The 18,611-nt window shown below is 52.3% G+C and carries 16 protein-coding genes; 9 read left to right on the forward strand and 7 right to left on the reverse strand.

The annotated features are described in order from the left end of the window. Positions 1–48 precede the first annotated feature (48 nt). Positions 49–279 carry a hypothetical protein gene (locus F557_RS0109970; RefSeq protein WP_019002082.1) on the reverse strand — a complete coding sequence of 77 codons (231 nt, stop codon included), beginning with the start codon at positions 277–279 and terminating at the stop codon, positions 49–51. Continuing rightward, a complete protein-coding gene (locus tag F557_RS0109975) occupies positions 276–3,263 on the reverse strand; it encodes a WYL domain-containing protein (RefSeq protein WP_019002083.1) in 2,988 nt (995 codons plus the stop codon). Before F557_RS0109975 ends, F557_RS0109970 begins: the two co-directional genes overlap by 4 nt. A 312-nt stretch (positions 3,264–3,575) precedes the next feature. On the opposite strand from F557_RS0109975, the gene F557_RS21275 reads away from it, so the two are divergent. Both F557_RS21275 and F557_RS0109985 read left to right on the forward strand, forming a co-directional pair. Then, complete coding sequence (locus F557_RS21275; protein ID WP_019002084.1) at positions 3,576–5,909, forward strand: TaqI-like C-terminal specificity domain-containing protein; 2,334 nt, start codon at positions 3,576–3,578, stop codon at positions 5,907–5,909. Positions 5,910–6,006: 97 nt separating this feature from the next. Next, entirely contained in the window at positions 6,007–6,339 is a 333-nt protein-coding gene (locus tag F557_RS0109985) for a TfoX/Sxy family protein (RefSeq protein WP_019002085.1), read from the forward strand. Positions 6,340–6,676: 337 nt separating this feature from the next. Here F557_RS0109985 and F557_RS0109990 read toward each other — a convergent pair whose 3' ends face one another. From F557_RS0109990 to F557_RS0110005, 3 genes are all read right to left on the reverse strand, one after another. Continuing rightward, entirely contained in the window at positions 6,677–7,132 is a 456-nt protein-coding gene (locus tag F557_RS0109990; RefSeq protein WP_019002086.1) for a hypothetical protein, read from the reverse strand. Positions 7,133–7,376: 244 nt separating this feature from the next. Further along, on the reverse strand, positions 7,377–7,586 hold the full coding sequence (locus tag F557_RS0109995) for a hypothetical protein (protein WP_019002087.1): 210 nt from the start codon (positions 7,584–7,586) through the stop codon (positions 7,377–7,379). 206 nt (positions 7,587–7,792) lie between these two features. Further along, entirely contained in the window at positions 7,793–8,851 is a 1,059-nt protein-coding gene (locus tag F557_RS0110005) for a hypothetical protein (protein ID WP_019002089.1), read from the reverse strand. 897 nt (positions 8,852–9,748) lie between these two features. Between F557_RS0110005 and F557_RS0110020 the strand changes: the two genes are divergently transcribed. Beyond that, positions 9,749–10,009: a hypothetical protein gene (locus F557_RS0110020; RefSeq protein WP_019002092.1), complete on the forward strand. Its 261-nt coding sequence runs from the start codon at positions 9,749–9,751 to the stop codon at positions 10,007–10,009. Between the two features lie 112 nt (positions 10,010–10,121). On the opposite strand, the gene pdxR is transcribed toward F557_RS0110020, so the two are convergent. Beyond that, positions 10,122–11,525: a MocR-like pyridoxine biosynthesis transcription factor PdxR gene (gene pdxR / locus F557_RS0110025; RefSeq protein ID WP_019002093.1), complete on the reverse strand. Its 1,404-nt coding sequence runs from the start codon at positions 11,523–11,525 to the stop codon at positions 10,122–10,124. A gap of 354 nt (positions 11,526–11,879) precedes the next feature. Here pdxR and pdxS point away from each other — a divergent pair, with 354 nt between their 5' ends. The 6 genes from pdxS to F557_RS0110085 all read left to right on the forward strand — a co-directional run bounded on the left by pdxS (position 11,880) and on the right by F557_RS0110085 (position 17,470). Next, complete coding sequence (gene pdxS, locus F557_RS0110040; RefSeq protein ID WP_019002096.1) at positions 11,880–12,773, forward strand: pyridoxal 5'-phosphate synthase lyase subunit PdxS; 894 nt, start codon at positions 11,880–11,882, stop codon at positions 12,771–12,773. Positions 12,774–12,848: 75 nt separating this feature from the next. Continuing rightward, positions 12,849–13,457 carry a pyridoxal 5'-phosphate synthase glutaminase subunit PdxT gene (gene pdxT / locus F557_RS19580; protein WP_019002097.1) on the forward strand — a complete coding sequence of 203 codons (609 nt, stop codon included), beginning with the start codon at positions 12,849–12,851 and terminating at the stop codon, positions 13,455–13,457. Positions 13,458–13,576: 119 nt separating this feature from the next. Beyond that, a complete protein-coding gene (locus F557_RS0110050; protein WP_019002098.1) occupies positions 13,577–14,119 on the forward strand; it encodes a hypothetical protein in 543 nt (180 codons plus the stop codon). Between the two features lie 221 nt (positions 14,120–14,340). Next, the gene (locus F557_RS0110060) at positions 14,341–14,910 is read left to right on the forward strand and encodes a sugar O-acetyltransferase (protein ID WP_019002100.1); all 570 of its coding nucleotides are present in this window, start codon (positions 14,341–14,343) and stop codon (positions 14,908–14,910) included. Positions 14,911–15,121: 211 nt separating this feature from the next. Then, positions 15,122–16,291 (forward strand): hypothetical protein, encoded by a 1,170-nt coding sequence (locus F557_RS0110070; protein WP_019002102.1) that lies wholly within the window; start codon positions 15,122–15,124, stop codon positions 16,289–16,291. 294 nt (positions 16,292–16,585) lie between these two features. Then, positions 16,586–17,470 carry a hypothetical protein gene (locus F557_RS0110085; protein ID WP_157617840.1) on the forward strand — a complete coding sequence of 295 codons (885 nt, stop codon included), beginning with the start codon at positions 16,586–16,588 and terminating at the stop codon, positions 17,468–17,470. A gap of 44 nt (positions 17,471–17,514) precedes the next feature. Here F557_RS0110085 and F557_RS0110090 read toward each other — a convergent pair whose 3' ends face one another. After that, entirely contained in the window at positions 17,515–17,793 is a 279-nt protein-coding gene (locus F557_RS0110090) for a DUF1294 domain-containing protein (RefSeq protein ID WP_019002106.1), read from the reverse strand. Between the last annotated feature and the right edge of the window lie 818 nt (positions 17,794–18,611).

Here is an 18,611-nt window from a genome sequence, read left to right on the forward strand (position 1 = left end):
ATTTCCGGGCGGGGATTTCCGGAATAGCGGAAGCGAGTTTTTCGGATGTCAGCGGAGAAGGATTATGCCGGTATAGCCGCAGTCCCGGCACTTTATCCGGTAGTGCCCCCCGGGCAGCACGCCAGGACGGGATCCTCCGGGAAGGCGCCGGATCCCCGCGAGGAGGGAGCTTTTTCCGGAAGAGAAGCCAGCGGGAGTTACCTCTACCCTGGAGGATCTGCACTGCGGGCATTCCGAGAAGGGGGGCTTATTACTGATTTCTGTCTCCGTATCGTTCATTCTGGCATTCCTCCGTTTTCTGTGCCTGCGGTCTCCATGGCGGCTTTTTCTGACAATTCCGCGGAATAGAGCTGCCGCTGTCTTTCAAGACGTCTTCTGATTTCGTCGCGCAGTTTCTGGTAGTTATCCTGATTGTCCGAAACGATGGCAGGGCTGAAGTCGCCCTTGTCCCGGGGAATCTTCTTTCTGGCCAGAAGCTCCGTGAATTTCTGTCCGGGTTCCAGCTTCACCGTGGAGCCGAAGCCCAGAATGCGGATCAGGGTTTCCCGCCAGTCTGCATCGGGATAAAGGATTTTTACCAGACAGGTGTCCGTTTCCTCGTCATAGCAGGCCCGCTTGTCGTAGTAGGAAAACTCGGTCAGGAACCGCACAATGCTGTTTCTCTCCCGGCTAACCCGTACCACCGCAAAACAGAGATTGTTGCTCTGGTCTGTCTGAAAGCTTTCGGTATCGGCAATGCCGGGATCCCAGGGACAGCTTTCAAGCAGTGTAGTACTGGTTATGGTGGCGATATTAATGGTAGTGACTCTGTTCTCCCCGGAAATGCAGAACAGCCGGAATTTGGCATTCTTGAGAGAAAACTCCAGGCGGATCGGCGCACAGGAAACAGTGATGGATTTTCCGGTCTGGACGGAGGTGAAGGCAATACGGACGAACCTTTTTTCCTCAATAGCCTTCCGGATGCGCCGAAAATTGCTGATATAGCCATGCAGTCTTTCCGGAGACCGGAGGACTGGTTCCAGTACCGGGTCGCAGTCCAGGTCAGCATCGATAATCACAAAGGGGGAGCCGGCGGCGTTCCGGTCAAACAGTTTTCCCGGGGGCCAGATCTCTTCGGGATTCCTGGTTCTGAGAAAGGGCAGAATCCGCTCCCGGATTTTCAGGAATTCCTCATGGTCAAAAAACAGCTCGGCCAGGGGATCTGAAAGAGCGGTAAAGAGCCAGGAAATTTCTGTCCTGGTGAGAGGAAGCTCCACGGGGCGTCTGAGATGGAACCAGGCATTAGCGCTGAGCTCTGCGGTATCCTTTCCGTCATTGAAGTCCGGAAAAAGCAGTTCGGCATAAAGCTTTTTATAACGCTCGTTTACCTGATAGCTGAGTCCGCTGTCATCTGTCGCATTTGCAATAATTCTGCGGATATCGTCTTTTTTCAGGGTGTAGCTTCTGATTCTGAAGCAGTGATTGAGAATCCGGCGGGTAATCTCAGTATAGATGCCGTAGTATTCTGAGAATATTCCCGGATCAGAGCGGGGGGTTTTGAAGGTTTTTCTGCTGCTGTTGTCCGGCTCCCGGCCGCCGGAGTCTTCGGAATATTCCGGACCCGGGGCGGTCTCCTCCTCAGGAGGCGGCTCCGGCTTAGACCGGGATTCCGCAAGACCGTATATTTGAAGCATTTTGTCCAGATCTCCGAGAAAGATCTTCCGGAACCGCTGTCTTCTGGTGCGGAGACCGGAAATTCTCCCGATGTAGGTTTTTACCCAGCTCTGGAGCTCGTCCTCGTCACAGGCAGAGGTCCGGTAGGTGCCATGCAGGGAGTTTCCGCTGATTCCGGTAATGTCCGCCTTGCCGTTCCGGCACTCCCGGCGGAGTCTCCTTACGGAGTGGTTCAGCTCGGCGTCCCGGTCGGATTCATTTTCGGGATCAATGCTGATATCCAGATCCATTTCGAGATGCTCCGGTTCTGTGCCGTGCAGTTCCCGTTCTAAGGTGTTCTTTATGCGGGTACGGGTTCCCCATTTTATGGTGCCGGAGTAGAGATCGGCGGGAACAATGCCGGAGGGAACCGAGATTTCCGGGGTTTCCGGCGGTCTGATATCCACAATGCTGTCCAGCAGAATGGAGTCTGTCTGTCCGGTTCTCAGCGGGCGCGGCACGGAATCGTCCTTGAGAAAGGGCTTTTCGGAAACGATATAACCAAAGATGTAGCGTCTCCCCTTGGTGCAGGAGGTGATAATCCTGGCCGGGAGCATGTAAACCAGAATCTTGTTATGGTCAGAATAGGTGTACAGGGCTTCGTCCGGTTCCAGAACTGTCAGCTCCACTATCTGGCGCTGCTTTATGGCCCTGAGAAGATACCAGGCGATTTCGTCATTGAGATTCTGGGCACAGAAGGCATGCTTGAAGGTGCCGGCTTCCCGGCGGTCATCAGGCAGGATCCGGATTTCCCGGCCGTTAAAGAGCTCGTTCCGGAGCGCGTTTTCGATATAGTAGCCCAGCTCCCCGAAGTATCCTGTGAGACTGAAGAAGTTCAGAAAGCTTTTAAGATGGCGGAGCCAGAGCGGTGGAACACTGTTACTGCCGGGAGCTGAAAAGCCGCCCTGGGTGATGAAAATATTCCGGACGGTGGTGTCGGACAGGGCGTATTCGCAGTAATGGGCATTCTGGCGGAATTCGGTAATGACGCCGTTTTCCGTCAGCATGGCTATCATGTTTTCCAGGGCTTTATCCCGTTTATCACTTTTGTCAGAATCTCCGGAAGTGCCGGTCTGGAAAAGCTGTCTGATAATGGTGGTTTCCCCGGTATGTTCGGTGTCATCGTCTGCGGGGTCTGAATCTGCTCCTGATTTACTGCGATTACGGAGGCTTTTCCCGATTCTGTTGCTGTGCCGCGCGCCGTCATTGAGAACCAGAAGAATGGAAAACAGGTTATTGAATTCGTTCTCGGTAATATTTTTGCTGAGAAAGATGCTGAAAAAGGGATTTTTCCTCAGAAATACGCTGATGCCCAGATCTATGAAGCATTCGTATTCCCGGGAACCGGTATTGAAGGAAAGATCGCTGTTTTTGTAGTAGGTCTGGAGAAGTCCGGTTTCATAACTGTACTGCCGGTCTTTGATATTAAGCTCCTCCTGAGTCCTGCGGGGAGAGCTGTAGCCCAGAATGAAATACTTCCAGAAAATCCTTCTCCAGGCATAAAGATCCTTGGTGCAGGCCACCTTGCGGAGTTCTTCCTTTCTGGTTTTGAGTTTAGTGCTGTCATGCATCGCTGATAGTAGCTCCCGGGAAATGCAGGGCGGCCGGTATGTTCCGGTAGCAGACGATTATTCGCTAAGGTGCGGAGACGGCTAAGGGATTCTTTTCGCATAGTCAGGGTTCCCCGCAGTAATTATTTATATCCTTTTTGTCACAAAACTTTAATAAACTCAGACCTGTTTTGCTAGTTGTATGGCGTTTTCCGAGAGGAAGGTCTTTCCTCTTCCGGGAATTCAGTTCCGCCTCCGGAAAATATCCTGAAGATATGCTAGCATCAGGACTTTGTTGCAGAACCGGAGGCTGCTGGAGAATAAAAGGAAGCTATGAGACACTCAAAGAAACAGACCGGATATTTTGAAGAAATCGACCTTTTTGCGGAGCTGGAGATGCATTCCGGCCATTTAGCGGAGGTAAAAACTGATTCCAGTGCTGCTTCCTCAGAACCGCCGAAAGCACTGCCGCTTTCAGACAGTCCGGAAAAACCGGAGACTGTTCCGAAGACGCTGAAGATTTCCCGCCGGGATGAGGACTTTAAACTGGAGGCCCTGGTAAAAAAGCCTTCCGCCGCTCCCGGATTCCCGAAAATCATCATCCGTGACCGCCCCCGGGAAGACCCGGATACGGCGCATGACGCCGGGGAACTTATCGGTATGGCACAGGCTGCTGCTCTTCTGGAGGTCAGCGAGGCCACAGTGCGGAACTGGGTAAAGCTGGGCCGGATTGTGCCGGCGGGGCAGGCGGGAAGAAAAAACGTGTTCCGAAAAAAGGATATTCTGGATCTCCGGGATGATATCGCCGGGGATGCCGCTGACAGCAGTCTTAAAAGAAGACGCAACAAAACCCGCACCTCCGGAAGCGGCACCTATTGCTCCTATATTACAAAAAACCGTACAAACCTTGCGGCAGTAGATGCCATAACCGCGGCGATTTCCTGCTGTGCGTCCGTTTTTCCCCTGGAAAAGGGCCGGATTCTCCTGGCTGACGCCGCAGTGAAAATGCTGCATGCCCGGGGGCTTTCCGGATGTCCGGATCTCCTTTCCTGGCTGAATGCGGGACAGGAGGAGCCTTTGACGCCCCTGATCCGGGATCTCCTTCCGGACTCAGGTGCGGTCCGGGATTTTATCCGGGACTGCGGGGCCCTGTTCCGGCTGCCGTACGAGTACGAGCCCGGAGAGGATGCCCTGGGGTATCTGTATCTTTCCATCCTTAATATCGGGGATCGCAAGAGCACCGGGGCCTACTACACTCCGTGTCATGCGGTAGAGCGGCTGGTGGCCGCACTTCCGGCATCATGCCTTAACGGGACTGTTCTGGACCCCTGTGCCGGTACCGGAAACTTTCTTCTGAATCTTCCGGATACCGTACCGGCTGCTGCCGTTTACGGCTGTGACATTGACGAAACGGCGGTAAAGCTTCTGAGAATCAATATGGCACTCCGGTTCCGGACTACTGATCTTTCCTATCTCCGCGGGCATTTCCGGGTTTCCGATTTTCTGAAGGACGCACAGGATCGGCAGTACCGGGTTATTCTTGGAAATCCCCCCTGGGGCTACCGGTTCAGTGATGAGGATCGGGAGTTTCTCCGGACCCGGTATCGCTGTGTGGCGGGCCGGGTTATGGAATCCTTTGCGCTCTTTATTGAAAGATCTCTGGAGTGTCTGGAATCCGGGGGTATTCTGTCTCTGGTGCTCCCGGAAGCTGTTCTCGGAGTACAGATCCATGCTCCGGTGCGGGAGCTTCTTGTCAGAAGCACCTCGGTAAGATATCTGGCCGCTTTGGGGGATATTTTTCATGGCGTGCAGTGTCCCAGCGTGATCCTGGAGCTGGAAAAAACCGGAAAACCCATGACTACCGCGGGCATGAGAGTTGAAACTCCGGAGGAAAGCTTCGTTATTCAGGAAAACCGTCCCGTATCCGGCGCGGGGTTCAGCTTTTTCATGAACGATGCGGCCTGGCGGATACTGGATCGGCTGGAAAACTGTCCGTCTCTGGTACGGCTTCTGGGGCAGGCGGATTTTGCCCTGGGGATTGTCACCGGAGATAATAAAAAGCATCTCTGTCATGCCCCGGGGGAGGGGAGAGAGATTATCGTAGGCGGAACTATGATTTTCCGGTACGGCATGAGACCCAAAAACGACTATATTGTGTTCCGTCCCGGGGAATTTCAGCAATGCGCCCGGGAATGCTACTACCGGGCCCCGGAAAAGCTTATTTACCGCTTTATTTCAAAGGAACTGGCATTCTGCTATGACTGCTGCGGGACGCTTTCCCTGAACAGCGCCAACATTGTAGTCCCGAAAATTCCCGGGCTTTCTGTAAAATACGTAATGACGGTTCTGAATTCCCGAATAGCCCAGTTCTACTTTTCACGGAAATTTAATTCCCTGAAGGTACTGCGAAACCATATTGAAAGCATTCCGATTCCGGCCGTTCCGGAAGCTGAGCAGCAGGTGGTGACAGATCTGGCAGACCGGCTCATTTCCGGTGCCGGAATGACGCAGGAGACCGCGGCTGCCATCTATAATGACATAGACCGCAGGATTGCGGATTATTACGGACTTGCCTCCGGGGATTACCGGATTATTCTGGAACAGATCCCCGGGGTCAGACTGCTGCCTCCGGAGGCCGAATCCGGGAAGCATGGCAGAAAGGAATAATGAGACCGGAACAATGGCATAAGGATGAACTCTGGCCGCCGGGGAAAACGGCCGCCGGGTAACAGCATACGCAAGGCAGAAACAGCAGGAGGAAGTCATGGCATCAGACAGAGAATATCTGGATTACATTCTGGATCAGCTTTCCCTGGCTCCGGAAATTACCTTCCGGTCCATGATGGGGGAATATATTCTGTATACCCGTGGACGGGTGTTTGGCGGCATTTACGACAACCGTTTTCTGGTGAAGCCCGTGCCGGCTGCCGCAGCCATGATGCCGGATGCCGTTACGGAGATTCCCTATGAGGGCGCGAAAGGAAAGCTGGGAGTGACAGCTACGGAAGACCGGAATTTTCTGAGGGAACTGGTAATGGCCATGTACGAGGAGCTGCCGCCTCCCGGGAAACGCAAAACAGCGGGCAAAAGAACCTGAATTGTTCCGCCGGGGAGGACTTGAAAAGTGCCGGAGTTTACAGACTGTTATGAAGCGCGGCAGATTTATGACAGAGACAGCCTGGCGTTCTTGACTATGATGTGAATAACCGGGAAGGCTTTCTCCCGGCACACTTTGTAAAAACTTCTTGAGATTTGTCATTTATTTCAGAAGGATTCTTCATATAATGACTCCTGATAACTGAAGAGCAGGCAATTCTGCCGGAGTTTTATCCTGATGCCCTTCGGATACGAAAACCAAACCTGAGGACAGGGGGAAACTATGAACAGACTTTCAAGATTAATGACTGCAGTGATCGGCGTTGCCGGACTGGCCTTTATTTCATCAGGCGCTGCTCTGGCGGCTCCTGCGCAGCATCATCCAGCCCCGCAGCATCAGCCGGCACCGACACATCATGGTTCGCATCATGATTGCCGTCCTGGAGACCATTGCCCGCAGCCTCACCATGAGCCAGTACACAACCCTGAGCCTGTGCATCACCCTGAACCGGGACATCATCCTGAGCCTGTGCATCACCCTGAACCGGGACATCATCCTGAACCGGGACATCATCCTGAGCCTGTACATCACCATGAGCCAGTACACAACCCTGAGCCGGTGCATCACCCTGAACCGGGACATCATCCTGAGCCTGTACATCACCATGAGCCTGTACACCATTCTGAGCCGGGACATCACCCCGATCCGGTGCACAAACCTGCTCCGGAGCCGCACCACATGTCCTCGCATCATGACTGCAAGCCGGGAATGCATTGTCCAGATCCGAAGCCATCGCATCCGGCACCGAAGCATAAGCCGAAACACCATAAGCCTCAGAAGCCGCACCACAAGCATTAAAGCTGGCTGACGATCATTAACGGGGACGGAATTTTCGTCCCCTGTTTTTTTGCAGTATCTGTTTTTGGGGTGTTGGGGGGATGGCTGTACCGGCAGGGACTTTAGGCAGAGGAGCCGTGATAAGACGGGTAGCATAGGGGCAGTCCCTACCAGACTGCTGTCCGGAGCTTTCAGATTTTCTAAAGCTCCTTAAGGTATTCGCTGCGGTCGGATTCGGGGATTTTAAGCATTTCGAAGGCCTGCTGCGCGTTAACATTCATTGTTTCCATCAGGTTTCTGATAAGTTTCAGAGTTGTTTTCTTCCAGCCTGTTTCGAAGTATTTGTTAAAACCTTTTTCAAACCCCTTTTCAAAACCTTCTTCAAAAATCCCTTCGCTTAAATCTGCCATTTTACGCACCTCCGAATGCCGTGCTGGTCATTATCCCTGATGATGTGATAAAGCTGTCCCAGTGTGAGGGGGGAGGGAACAGGGCACTCCCCTGAAAAGCTCCTGTTTCAAGGTCTTTTTTCTGATTGCCCTGGAAATCAGTCTGACATCCGGGGAAATTCACATTATTGGCCTCCGGATCAGTTTGTCCGGAGCCTCTTAAGCTTTCAGATTTTCTGCAGCTCCTTAAGGTATTCGCCGCGATCGGACTCGGGGATTTTCAGCATTTCGAATGCCTGCTGTGCAGTAACCTTCATTGTTTCGATCAGGTTTCTGATAAGGTTCAGGGTAGCGTTTTTTTCACCTTTGACAAATCCGTTTTTCTCACCTTTTTCTAACCATATTTTCTTGCCTTTCTCTAATCCTATTTTCTCGCCTTTCTCTAATCCTTTCTCTAATCCTTCCTCAAAAATACCTTCGCTTAAATTGCACATGTTGTACACCTCTTCATATATATTCTCGGTCATCGGAATACCAAATTCATTCTGTAACACTTTCTGCCGCTCTGCAACGTTTTTTCCTCTGAAAAACAGTGCCCCCAGAAATTTAAAAACGGGAGCGGGATTGTTTTCATCGTTTTGATCGACGTTGATAACAATGGCCATGCTCCGGTCGCTAAAGTTACATTCATCATTTTCGGCCATGTTTCCCAGAACAACCTCTGTTCTCCGGGGATATTCTGCACACCAGTTATGGCGATTGCGGCCCATGTTTATCCAAAGGGAGTATACCTTCCGAAGCTTCTGGTAATCCGTTTTGTTAAAGACAATCCCTTTCTGGCGGGAAATCAGGCGGCCCAGATAGTATTCGGCCCGGTTCATCAGCGGATAGCCAATAGTCTGTTTGCCCTGAAATTCGATATCTACAGTGATAAAGCTTTTGCTGTCCTTGCTGCCGGGAACTCTGACGTCAAACAGAATGTCGAAACTGATAGTGCCTTCGGTGATGGTTCTGTCCTCGCTATTCAGGCACTGAATCCGGGAGTCGGCATCAGGCGCCTCCTGTCCTACAGGCACGGAGGAATCGAAGGTGACGTTACCGGAAAGGTAATCTCCGATAATTTCCTCCGTTGTGAGGCCACTGTCCCGGAATTCGGGAATACACAGCTTCAGGATGTTCGCAATCACTATTTTGTGGCTCAGGAGCCGCTTGGCTGCCTCATCGTAATCCGGTCTTGCTCCGTACTTAATTATATGCTCGGAAAGACCGGTATTTATCTGGTTCATAAAGATACTTCCAATGTTAATTTATCCCGTGTGTCCTGCTATTGTCAGGTTCGCCATTATGAAGGCGGCTGAATCAGTGTTTTCGGCTCCGGGAATGCCTTCCGGAAAAATCTGCAGCTAAGCAAATTCTGACTGACAGACTGCTACTGAGAGCCATGTCATGACAGCCCCGTGAGTAAAAACAGCCTTCGCGGTTCCATTCCCTGTTTCCGGAGTGCCTGCAGGAAACAGTCATTTTTCAGTTCTGAATCAGGTCTGTTCTTAAGCAGTGGCGCGTTAAAGTGTTAATAATAATAACAGAGCCTGTACTGACTGACAGCCAATGAATTATACATGTATTTTTGAAAATGGAAAGTATATACAGGTAAATATGCAGAAAAACCATTAGTTATCCTGTATAAGCATGCATGCTGTAAAGCGTATTTAAGGACAAAAACCTTGTATCAAAAGGATTTTCCGAGGTTTCAGGATAATTGCGGCTCGTGGTCTTTCAGGATCCGGTACCTGTTTTCCGGAAGCGGGGGATTATTTGCTTGCGGGCGGTATTTCCGGAGTGATTCCGGTTATTCTGCCGGAAAACCAGTTATGACTTACAGACAGGGCGGTACAGAAATAGAGTTAGCGGCGCTTTCGGAGAAAAAACGGAACGCCGGACAGGCAGGTACCGGAATGGATTCTAGTTTTGCTCACAATTTGTAATATCTGATAATGAATTGACATTCTTTTCATGAGGTTTTTATATATACTTGACTACGTGAACTGAGGAGCATTGGTCTATATCAGATTCTGATGCCGGGCTTTTCAGAAACGGGATACTAACCTGAATACAGGGTGTGCAAATGAACAAGCTTTCAAAATTTATGGCCGTAGTTATCGGTGTTGCCGGACTGAGCTTTATTGCTTCAGGAACGGCTTTGGCCGCACCGCCACCTCCTCCTGGCTGTCATCCGGGACATTATTGTCCCCCGCCGCCGCCTCCGCCGCCAAGACATCATCACCGTCATCATCATAAGCCTCACGGGTGCCCTCCGGGAGCTTGGAAGCATGATCACCGGTGTCCGCCGCCTCCTCCTCCGGGACCGAGACTGCCGCCGGGTGATCCGTACCATCATCACCATCACCATCACCATCACCATCACCATCACTAAGGTCGGCTGAGTATTACGGGGACTGAATTTCAGTCCCCTTTGTTTTTCCGGTCCCGAAAAACGCAGCGGGTACTGGAAGTGGAGAGTATCTGGCCCCGGTCAGAAATGGCAGCTTCCGGGCATTATTCCGGATTTCCAGCGATTTCGGCAATAGTCCGGAAGGCGTTTTCTGCGGCCGCGGGATCCAGACCGGAATAGTCAATCAGCAGAAGGTGTTCCGGAACCCGATCTCCGGAAATATGATATTCCGACAGCATTCTTACCAGGATCTTTCTTTCCAGAAGTCTTTTTCTGAGCTCAGAGTCGGGAATAGCCGTGGCGAGCTTCAGAAGAAAATGCAGTCCGGCCCGGTTTTCATAGACCCGGGAAAGCCTTCCCAGTCCTGAGCTGTCAATTGCCCGGAGAATGCTCTGTCTTTTTCGGGTGTAGTAAAGACGCATTCTGTTGATATGCTTCTCCAGGTACCCCTGATTAATAAATTCCGCCAGAGTATGCTGCTCGAAATTCGATACCGTGCAGGAATAAAAGGACAGATTCCGGTAGAAGCGCTCTGCCAGATCCGGCGGCAGTGCCATATAGCTGATTCTGATGGTGGGAGTCAGGGTTTTCGAAAAGGTGTTCATGTAGATTACCCGGCCGGCACCGTCCATGCTGAACAGTGTGGGAAGGGGCAGCCCGGTAAAGCGGAATTCGCTGTCATAGTCGTCCTCTATGATGAACCGATCCTGCTGCGACACACTCCAGGACAGTACCTCGCAGCGCCGTTCCGCCGGCATGGTGATCCCGGAGGGAAAGTGATGGTTCGGGGTGATATGGGCGATTTCCGCTCCGGATCTTTCCAGCTCCGAAACCAGAATGCCGTCATCATCCATGGAAACCGGAATACAGCGGACATCGTGCTGGCGGTAGATTTTAATAAGCTTCTGATAGCAGGGGTTTTCGGTAGCGTAGATGCGGTTCCGTCCCAGTAGCTGGATCAGCAGGCTGTACAGGTATTCCGTCCCGGCCCCGACAATGATCTGATCCGGATCCACCAGCATGCCCCGGAAGGAACTGAGATGTCCTGAAATGGCCTTTCTGAGCTCGCGGCAGCCTCCGGTTATGGGAATGTCCATAAGCTCCCGGGATCTTTCCGCCAGAATGCGGCGGGAAAGCTTGGCCCATACCGAAAACGGAAACAGTCCGGGATCCGTATGGCTTCCGGAAATGCTTACCAGATCCGCCGGCGGCTTTTCGGGAAGGGCAATGCTGAGGGACACGGAGGTTTTTCTCCGGGAAATCTCTGTTCCTGCCGGGGAGACAAAGTAGCCGCTCCGGGGCACCGCCCGGATATACCCCTCGCTCATGAGAAGCTCATAGGCGGTTTCCACCGTAACGATGCTGATGCCGTAATTGCGGGCCAGCGCTCTTTTGGAGGGCAGCCGGGAGTTAGGCGGAATGACTCCGGAGGCAATGTCCTCCCTTATTTTCCGGTACAGGTGCTTGTAAATAGGCCCCGCGGCTTCTGACAGATCGTAGGTCAGCATTGTCTGCTCCTTCCGGCCGGGGCCGGCAGTTTTCTGGTTCGGTGTCGCAAAAACTCCTGTTTCTTCCTGTCATCTTAGCATATCCGGGGCGTTTCGGATGGAACGCCGCGTCTGGCATGCTTTTTTGGAAGCATTCTGGTATGTTTCTGAGGACGGAGAGAGGGAATTCATCAGGGCAGATATGCCGGAAGCCTTTTGATAACGGGCTTTGCGGGAGTTTTTCCCCGGATTTCCGGTGAAAACGGTGCTGGCTTCTCTGGTATTGTAAAAAATATTATTTCTGGTTATTTTTACAGTGTCAGATACAGGATATCATAGCCGCATTCCCATGATAACCCACAGGAGAAACTGAAAATGACAGAATCAAGACAGCAGGAAAAGAATCAGATTGCGCTTAACCGCGGACTTGCAGAAATGCTCAAGGGCGGCGTAATCATGGATGTTACCACTCCGGAGCAGGCTAAAATCGCCGAGGCCGCCGGAGCCTGTGCCGTAATGGCTCTTGAGCGCATTCCGGCTGATATCCGGGCGGCAGGGGGCGTATCGCGCATGAGCGACCCGGCCATGATCCGCGGCATTCAGGATGCCGTGTCCATTCCGGTAATGGCCAAATGCCGCATCGGGCATTTTGTGGAGGCCCAGATTCTGGAGGCGGCGGATATCGACTATATTGACGAGTCCGAGGTGCTGTCTCCGGCCGATGACATTTATCATATTAACAAGACCGCCTTCCGGGTTCCTTTTGTCTGCGGTGCCCGGAATCTGGGGGAAGCGCTCCGCCGGATCAGCGAGGGCGCGTCCATGATCAGAACCAAGGGCGAGCCCGGAACCGGAGACGTTATTCAGGCAGTGCGGCACCTCCGGAAAATCACTGCCGAAATCAGACGGGTAACCACACTTTCCGATGATGAGCTTTATGAGGAGTCCAAGAGTCTCGGGGTTTCCCTGGAGCTTCTGTCTCTGGTACGGCAGAACGGCCGGCTTCCGGTAGTGAATTTTGGAGCCGGCGGGGTGGCTACTCCTGCTGATGCCGCGCTTCTTATGCAGCTGGGGGCCGATGGCGTGTTTGTGGGGTCCGGAATATTTAAGTCCGGTGATCCGGAAAAGAGAGCCCGGGCCATTGTGGCAGCGGTTACCAATTACCGGGATCCGAAAATCCTTCTGGAGGTTTCCCGGGATCTGGGCGCCGCCATGGTAGGCATCAATGAAGACGAGATTAGTCTTATCATGGAAGAACGCGGCGTTTAAGGCCTGAGGAGCTCCGGCGGCAGGAAGTCCCCGGAGCCTCTGTGAGCCTGAAGCTATAACAAAAGGGGGACAATAATGACGGTAGGGGTGCTGGCTCTTCAGGGGGCCTTCAGAGAACATGCGGCAGTTCTCAGAGGACTGGGGATTCCAGTCCGGGATATTCGCCGGAGGGAGGATCTTCAGGGAATCCGCGGCATCGTGCTTCCCGGCGGCGAGAGCACGGTGCAGGGGAAGCTTTTAAGGGACTTTGGGATCCTGGAGCCTTTGAGAGATCTGATTGCGCAGGGACTTCCGGTTATGGGAACCTGCGCCGGACTTATCCTGCTGGCCCGGGAAATCGGAGAGGACGGAGAGCGGCATCTCGGCACTCTTCCGGTACGGGTATTCCGGAACATTTACGGAAGGCAGCTGGGAAGCTTTGTCACTAATGGCCGGGTCGGGGAGTTTGAGAACTTCCGGGAGGTATTTATCAGAGCTCCCGGGATCGCCGAGATTCTGGATCCGGAAACAGAGGTTCTTGCGGTAACCAATGGCCGTATTACCGGAGTGCGCTACCGGAATCAGTTCGGCTTTGCCTTCCACCCGGAGCTGACCGCTAATCCCGGACTGCATCTCCTGTTTCTGAAGCACTCCGGGCTTTATCCGGAACCGGAACTCCCGGCGAACGTGAGACAGTCAGCATGATTTGCCAGGGACACAACCGGAAAATCCGTACCGGGGGTATAATTTCTGAGTAATCCCGGGATGACTGATTTTCAGAGACCTGAACGATCCCGGAAGGAAACTAAGGATTAAGGATTGCTATGCGGTACTCAGGAAAGATTTTTTCAGGTGCGGTTATGTCCCTGCTGGCAGCGGGCTTTCTTGCTTCCGGGTGTTCCAGCACCGAGGAGGTGGAAATGCTGGACTACAGCGGCGGAACCAGTGTGGGAATGCCCAATCCCTTCACCAGCTACCAGACGCTGGAGGAGGCGGAGCAGGTGGTGGGATTTACGGCGGGGCGGAGCTTTGTTCCTCCGGCAAACTGGAATAAGCCGCCTCTGGTGCAGGTGCTGGATTCCTATCCTGACAGGAAGAAGATGCTGCAGCTCATTTATGTAGACGATTCCCGGAGAAACCTCTATCTCCGGTATTCCCGGCAGTTCACCACCCGGGAGATGAACGGCGACTACAATGCCTATCCGGTGGAGAAGGACATTACCGTTAACGGACTGGATGTGCACGTCCGGGGGGACAAGAAGGGGTACTACACTGCCGAAATGTTCTGCCGGGGTGTCTCTGTTACCGTGCTCTCGGATCTGCCTCTTGGCGAGAAGGTGCTGGCCACGGTCTGCGCCGCGAAGTAGTCTGTGCCGGGCGTTCCAGGCCAGGCAGATCTGATTCTGAAACCGTCGCAGCCTCCGGGTTCCGGCGGTTTTCTGTATTCCGGGAAAATGACTGCGAATCACAGACACGATTTTGTGATTTACTTCAGACTCCGTTGCATTATGGGTTAACCTTTAAGTCCTTTTTGGCTAACCTGTTAAGAAAACGTTTTCTTTCTTTTTTCCCGGTGCAGGAGGTCTGTATGGCATATGGAAAATCTCCGGATGTTGAGGAGGAGTTCGAATTCAATTTGATGGGGGAGGATATTATCAAGGCCAAGGAAAAGGCCTTTGCTCTCTGTCTGCGCATTAATGAGACCGGTCCTCTCAAGTTCAAGGAATATACGGCTCTTTTGAAAAAGCTTCTGGGATCCGTGGGGAACGGGGTCTTCATCGAGCCGCCGTTTAACTGCAGTAACGGCAAGAACATTCACGTGGGGGGCGACTTTCTGGTTGGCAGCAATGTAACCATTTCCGATGAGGCGCCGGTATATATCGGAGACTACTGCGTTATCGGTCCCAACACTCTGATTACCACTGTATCCCATCCTCTGTCTCCGGCACAGCGCCGGGAGCATGTGGCCACGGCTATTTCCATCAGAATAGGGAATGACGTCATGATCGGCGCCAATGCGGTAATTCTTCCGGGAGTTACCATCGGCAATAATGTTATCGTGGCGGCCGGAGCTGTAGTTACCAAGGATGTTCCTGACAACTGCATGGTAGGCGGTATTCCGGCCCGGATTATGAAAAACCTGCCGGATGATACCTGACAGGTTTTCCCGGTTTCATCGTTCGGTATCCGGGGCTATTTTTTGTTTCCGGGGGGCTTTTGCGGGGACGGAGGCCCCCCGGCCTTTTGGTGATTGCCGGTCTTCCGAGGCGTTCCCGTACTTCCGGAACAGGACTCTTTTCCGGAAGTTCTGATCCGGAGGTTCTGGTCCGGATGTTTGGGGGTGTCCGGTTTTTTGATTCAGGTTTTCCATGAAAATATTTTTTAAGGCGCTGTTATTTTTTCTGGCAGTTCTGGGCGCATTTCCGGGGCTTTCCGGCAGTGCCGCTGCTGCTTCTCCTCCGCTGGCGGTTTCCAATCAGTCGGAAACCGGGGTCTGCAGTGTCCGGATGTCTCCTGCGGGAGAGAACCTCTGGACCCGGAATCTGATAGGGGGCCTCCGGGAGTGTCTTTATCCCGGAAACCGGACCACTGTTCCATGGAATCCGGAATGGGCTGCTACCGAGGAATGGGATGTGGAGGTTCGCTATGCCGACGGCAGGACCTCAGTTTATGAGGTATACCTGAATCTGGTTCCCGGAATGAAGGTGGTGGCCGCTACCGATGATTTCTATCAGGCCTTTCCCGGGGATATAGACTGGGATGCCCTGCCCCGGATCAGCACCCCTGCGGAGGCTGTCCGGTATTTCCGGGAGGCTATGGAGGATTTGCCGGACTATATTCCGGTACGCTACGCCCGGGGGTTTCTGCCAAAGGCGGCGGATGTCCTTATGGGAAGCAATATATCATCATGGCAGACCGACGAAATATCCCGGGATAACGACGGCACCAGGGTGATTTACACGGTCAGATACTACCCGGGATACCGGGTAGCCCGGGCGTACCTTGCCGGAGATCTGTCCTTCCTTACGGAGGAGGAAACAGCGCTTTACCGGGTGGCAGCCTCTATTGCCGGGGAAGCCTGGGCTATTCCCGGGGAACTGGAGCGCGAGCTTTTCATTCACAACCGGATTATTGCCATGACCCGGTATCAGCAGGCGGTTTTTACCCCCGGAATTCTGGCTGGTCCGGAAGTTTCTGCCATAGGAGCGCTCCTGTACCGCCGGGCGAACTGTCAGGGATTTTCTGATGCCTTCAATATGCTGGGACTGATGTCAGGCCTCCGGACGGGAATGTGGGGCGGTTTCGTGAACGGCGCGCCGCATTCCTGGAATATCATTGAAATCAATGGCAGAAGCTATTTTGTAGATGTCACCAACGACCAGCCTGAGGCACTTAGAAGGAAAAGCGGCGGCTGTTTATATTTCAATGCCACCCGGGACATCATGAAAAAAAGACGCTATACCTGGAACCGGGCGCAGGAGACCGGTCTTATAATCCCGGAGCACCCGGACCGGAACTATATCTGCGGCTTCCGGTAACGGCTTTTCCCGGGGCGGGAAGGATCTCCGGTGAGAGTGCTTTCACCTTCATGAAGGGGCCGCGGGAATTTCTTTTATCCGGAGAACAGGGATTACCGGGGCCGGGGGTACAGAATAAAAATGCCTTTTCGGCCCGGAGCAATAGGGATTAATGAGGCCGCTCCGGAATTTTCAGATTTCCGGTGTATTATAATGCGCTACCGGCCGTTCCTGCGTCCTGAAACGGCCGGTTAATCTTCAGGAACCGGAAAAGGATCCGGAAAGTGACAAAAGCTCCATTTTGTAAGGATTTTTATGAATGATGCGTCCCTGCCCATGCTTGAACATTTTGATTCCTTTCGCAAACACTACTATGCCAGGCTTCAGACCGATGTTCCGGGGTTTGCGCTGGCGGCGGTTCCCATCCGGAACTTTCTGAAAAAAATCGTCGCTCAGGGGGGATTCTACATCCGGGTGCGCAGTGAATACATTCCGGCGATTGTGGCATCCGGACGTTTCAAGGGCTGTCTCGAAACGGATCATAGCACCCTTAATGGCGGGAGCCGGATTAGAAAGGAGTCCTGTCAGGCGCTGTTCGGCTGTGATCCTGCAAGGCTTAAGCCTGATGATTTCCCCAAATATGGCTATCTTTCCTGCGCGGATACTCTGACCAATCTTCTGGTAACTGATGAAATGGCCTATCAGTACGGCGGAGCGGTTATCAGGCTTAAAAAGGACCGCTTTATGCACCGTACCACCATGACGGTGGGGGATTCGGTGAATTTCGGGAGGAGCTTCGGCATGGTGCCGGACCGGGTGGACGACATTCTTCCGGTAGGCGTGTTCGGTCTTAAAAACAGTATGGAGCGCCGGATGCTGTTTCAGCCCAGGAATCCCGCCATGTGCTGGCATTACCTGGCCTCTAAAATTGCGGACGGCACCCTGAACACGGACAACTTCTTCCGGCTGGATGAGATTATGGGCGGAGAGATTCCCATGTTTGAATTCTTTGAGCTCCAGTTTCACGGCCCCATCAGTATTGCGGAGGACGTGGAAAGAATAGATGTCTTTGACTATAGGGAACAGGTGGAATCCCCGGAGCTTCAGGAAGCCGGGAAAAAGCTGGAAGCCCTGGGAATACCCTTCACTGCCAGCGCGGATTTTGAGGCGGCCTATGAGGCTTTTCAGGTCAGAAAATGACAGTGATGAAGCCGGTTTCCGGAGTTTTGGGGAGACTTCCGGGACTATGACCAGGAGTACCAGAGATATCCCAGGATACCCAGATGCACGGCCAGGGAAAGGTAATTGGTAATCCTGAAGTAAATCTTTTCCCGGCTGGTCTTGTGATGAAAGAGGTCGCTTCCGACAATGGCTCCCAGGGCGCCCCCGAGAACGGCAAGGCCGAGGAGCCACTTTTCGGGTATCCGCCACCAGTTCTGCTTTGCCTTGAGCTTGTCCAGACCGTAGGCCAGAAAGGCCGCGGTATTCAGAATTCCGTACCACAGGATGAGAAAAGTCAGCATTCTTGCATTCTCCAAAAAAAGAATTCCGGGATAGCGGCTCCCGGATTAAAAAACGGAGGGATTTTAATCTCCTTGCCGGATGGGAGCAACCTTTTACCGCAGGAAAATGGCGGACTTCTTCCCGTGGACTTCTCATAATTCCCTGAGGGCGCAAATTCTTCCGCCTGCTGTCCTGTTATTTTCTGCGCACTGTTTTTGGGGCGGGAAAATTTATTATCTGCGGGGCCAGAAATAGTTTGACTTTTTATAATCCTTTAAACATAGGTGTTTAATAGGTTATACACATCCCGAATTTTTCGGGGGCTTTTTATAGATGTTATCTTCTTAATATTTCCGCAATTCCATTGCTGAAAAAATTTAAGGTCTTGAAAATCAAAGGCTTCTTCTCATTGCTTATGAAAAAAGACTATAAAAGTGTCTAAATCATCAGTTGCTTTAAATGAAATATATACCGGAATAGTTATATTTCATTGTAAAACGTTTTCAGGGGTTGTGGGGCAGACTATTTAAACGCTTTCTGAATTTAACATTTTTTCTGAAAACCGTTTCTATGTTTACATCACAGATTCACAGAACTATAATGCAGCACCGGAGGCAGGGATACTGCCATTCCGGATAAATACCTAAAACGGTTTTCAGACCGTTTACAATAAAAAATATGTATTAGGTCTAAAGTCAGCACTTTAGGCCTTCTTAAATTTCCATGGCATTGCCTGCTCAAGAATAGTATTTCTTCTTTCATCAGACAGCGATTCATCTTTCAGTTCGTCTCTGTGAATACCCATATATCTGAACAGAAATTCAAGGTAATCTTCCAG

Source organism: Succinimonas amylolytica DSM 2873 (assembly GCF_000378405.1).
GTDB classification, from domain to species: Bacteria; Pseudomonadota; Gammaproteobacteria; order Enterobacterales; family Succinivibrionaceae; genus Succinimonas; species Succinimonas amylolytica.

Bases quoted from the DNA above. Each gene is read 5' to 3' on its own strand.
- F557_RS0110085 (WP_157617840.1), top strand. From the start codon at position 16,586: ATGAATGATGCGTCCCTGCCCATGCTTGAACATTTTGATTCCTTTCGC.
- F557_RS0110050 (WP_019002098.1), top strand. From the start codon at position 13,577: ATGCGGTACTCAGGAAAGATTTTTTCAGGTGCGGTTATGTCCCTGCTG.
- F557_RS0109975 (WP_019002083.1), bottom strand. From the start codon at position 3,263: ATGCATGACAGCACTAAACTCAAAACCAGAAAGGAAGAACTCCGCAAG.
- F557_RS0109985 (WP_019002085.1), top strand. From the start codon at position 6,007: ATGGCATCAGACAGAGAATATCTGGATTACATTCTGGATCAGCTTTCC.
- F557_RS0109970 (WP_019002082.1), bottom strand. From the start codon at position 279: ATGAACGATACGGAGACAGAAATCAGTAATAAGCCCCCCTTCTCGGAA.
- F557_RS0109995 (WP_019002087.1), bottom strand. From the start codon at position 7,586: ATGGCAGATTTAAGCGAAGGGATTTTTGAAGAAGGTTTTGAAAAGGGG.
- F557_RS0110060 (WP_019002100.1), top strand. From the start codon at position 14,341: ATGGCATATGGAAAATCTCCGGATGTTGAGGAGGAGTTCGAATTCAAT.
- F557_RS0110070 (WP_019002102.1), top strand. From the start codon at position 15,122: ATGAAAATATTTTTTAAGGCGCTGTTATTTTTTCTGGCAGTTCTGGGC.
- F557_RS0110005 (WP_019002089.1), bottom strand. From the start codon at position 8,851: ATGAACCAGATAAATACCGGTCTTTCCGAGCATATAATTAAGTACGGA.
- pdxR (WP_019002093.1), bottom strand. From the start codon at position 11,525: ATGCTGACCTACGATCTGTCAGAAGCCGCGGGGCCTATTTACAAGCAC.
- F557_RS21275 (WP_019002084.1), top strand. From the start codon at position 3,576: ATGAGACACTCAAAGAAACAGACCGGATATTTTGAAGAAATCGACCTT.
- F557_RS0110090 (WP_019002106.1), bottom strand. From the start codon at position 17,793: ATGCTGACTTTTCTCATCCTGTGGTACGGAATTCTGAATACCGCGGCC.
- pdxT (WP_019002097.1), top strand. From the start codon at position 12,849: ATGACGGTAGGGGTGCTGGCTCTTCAGGGGGCCTTCAGAGAACATGCG.
- pdxS (WP_019002096.1), top strand. From the start codon at position 11,880: ATGACAGAATCAAGACAGCAGGAAAAGAATCAGATTGCGCTTAACCGC.
- F557_RS0109990 (WP_019002086.1), bottom strand. From the start codon at position 7,132: ATGGCTTCGGATCTGGACAATGCATTCCCGGCTTGCAGTCATGATGCG.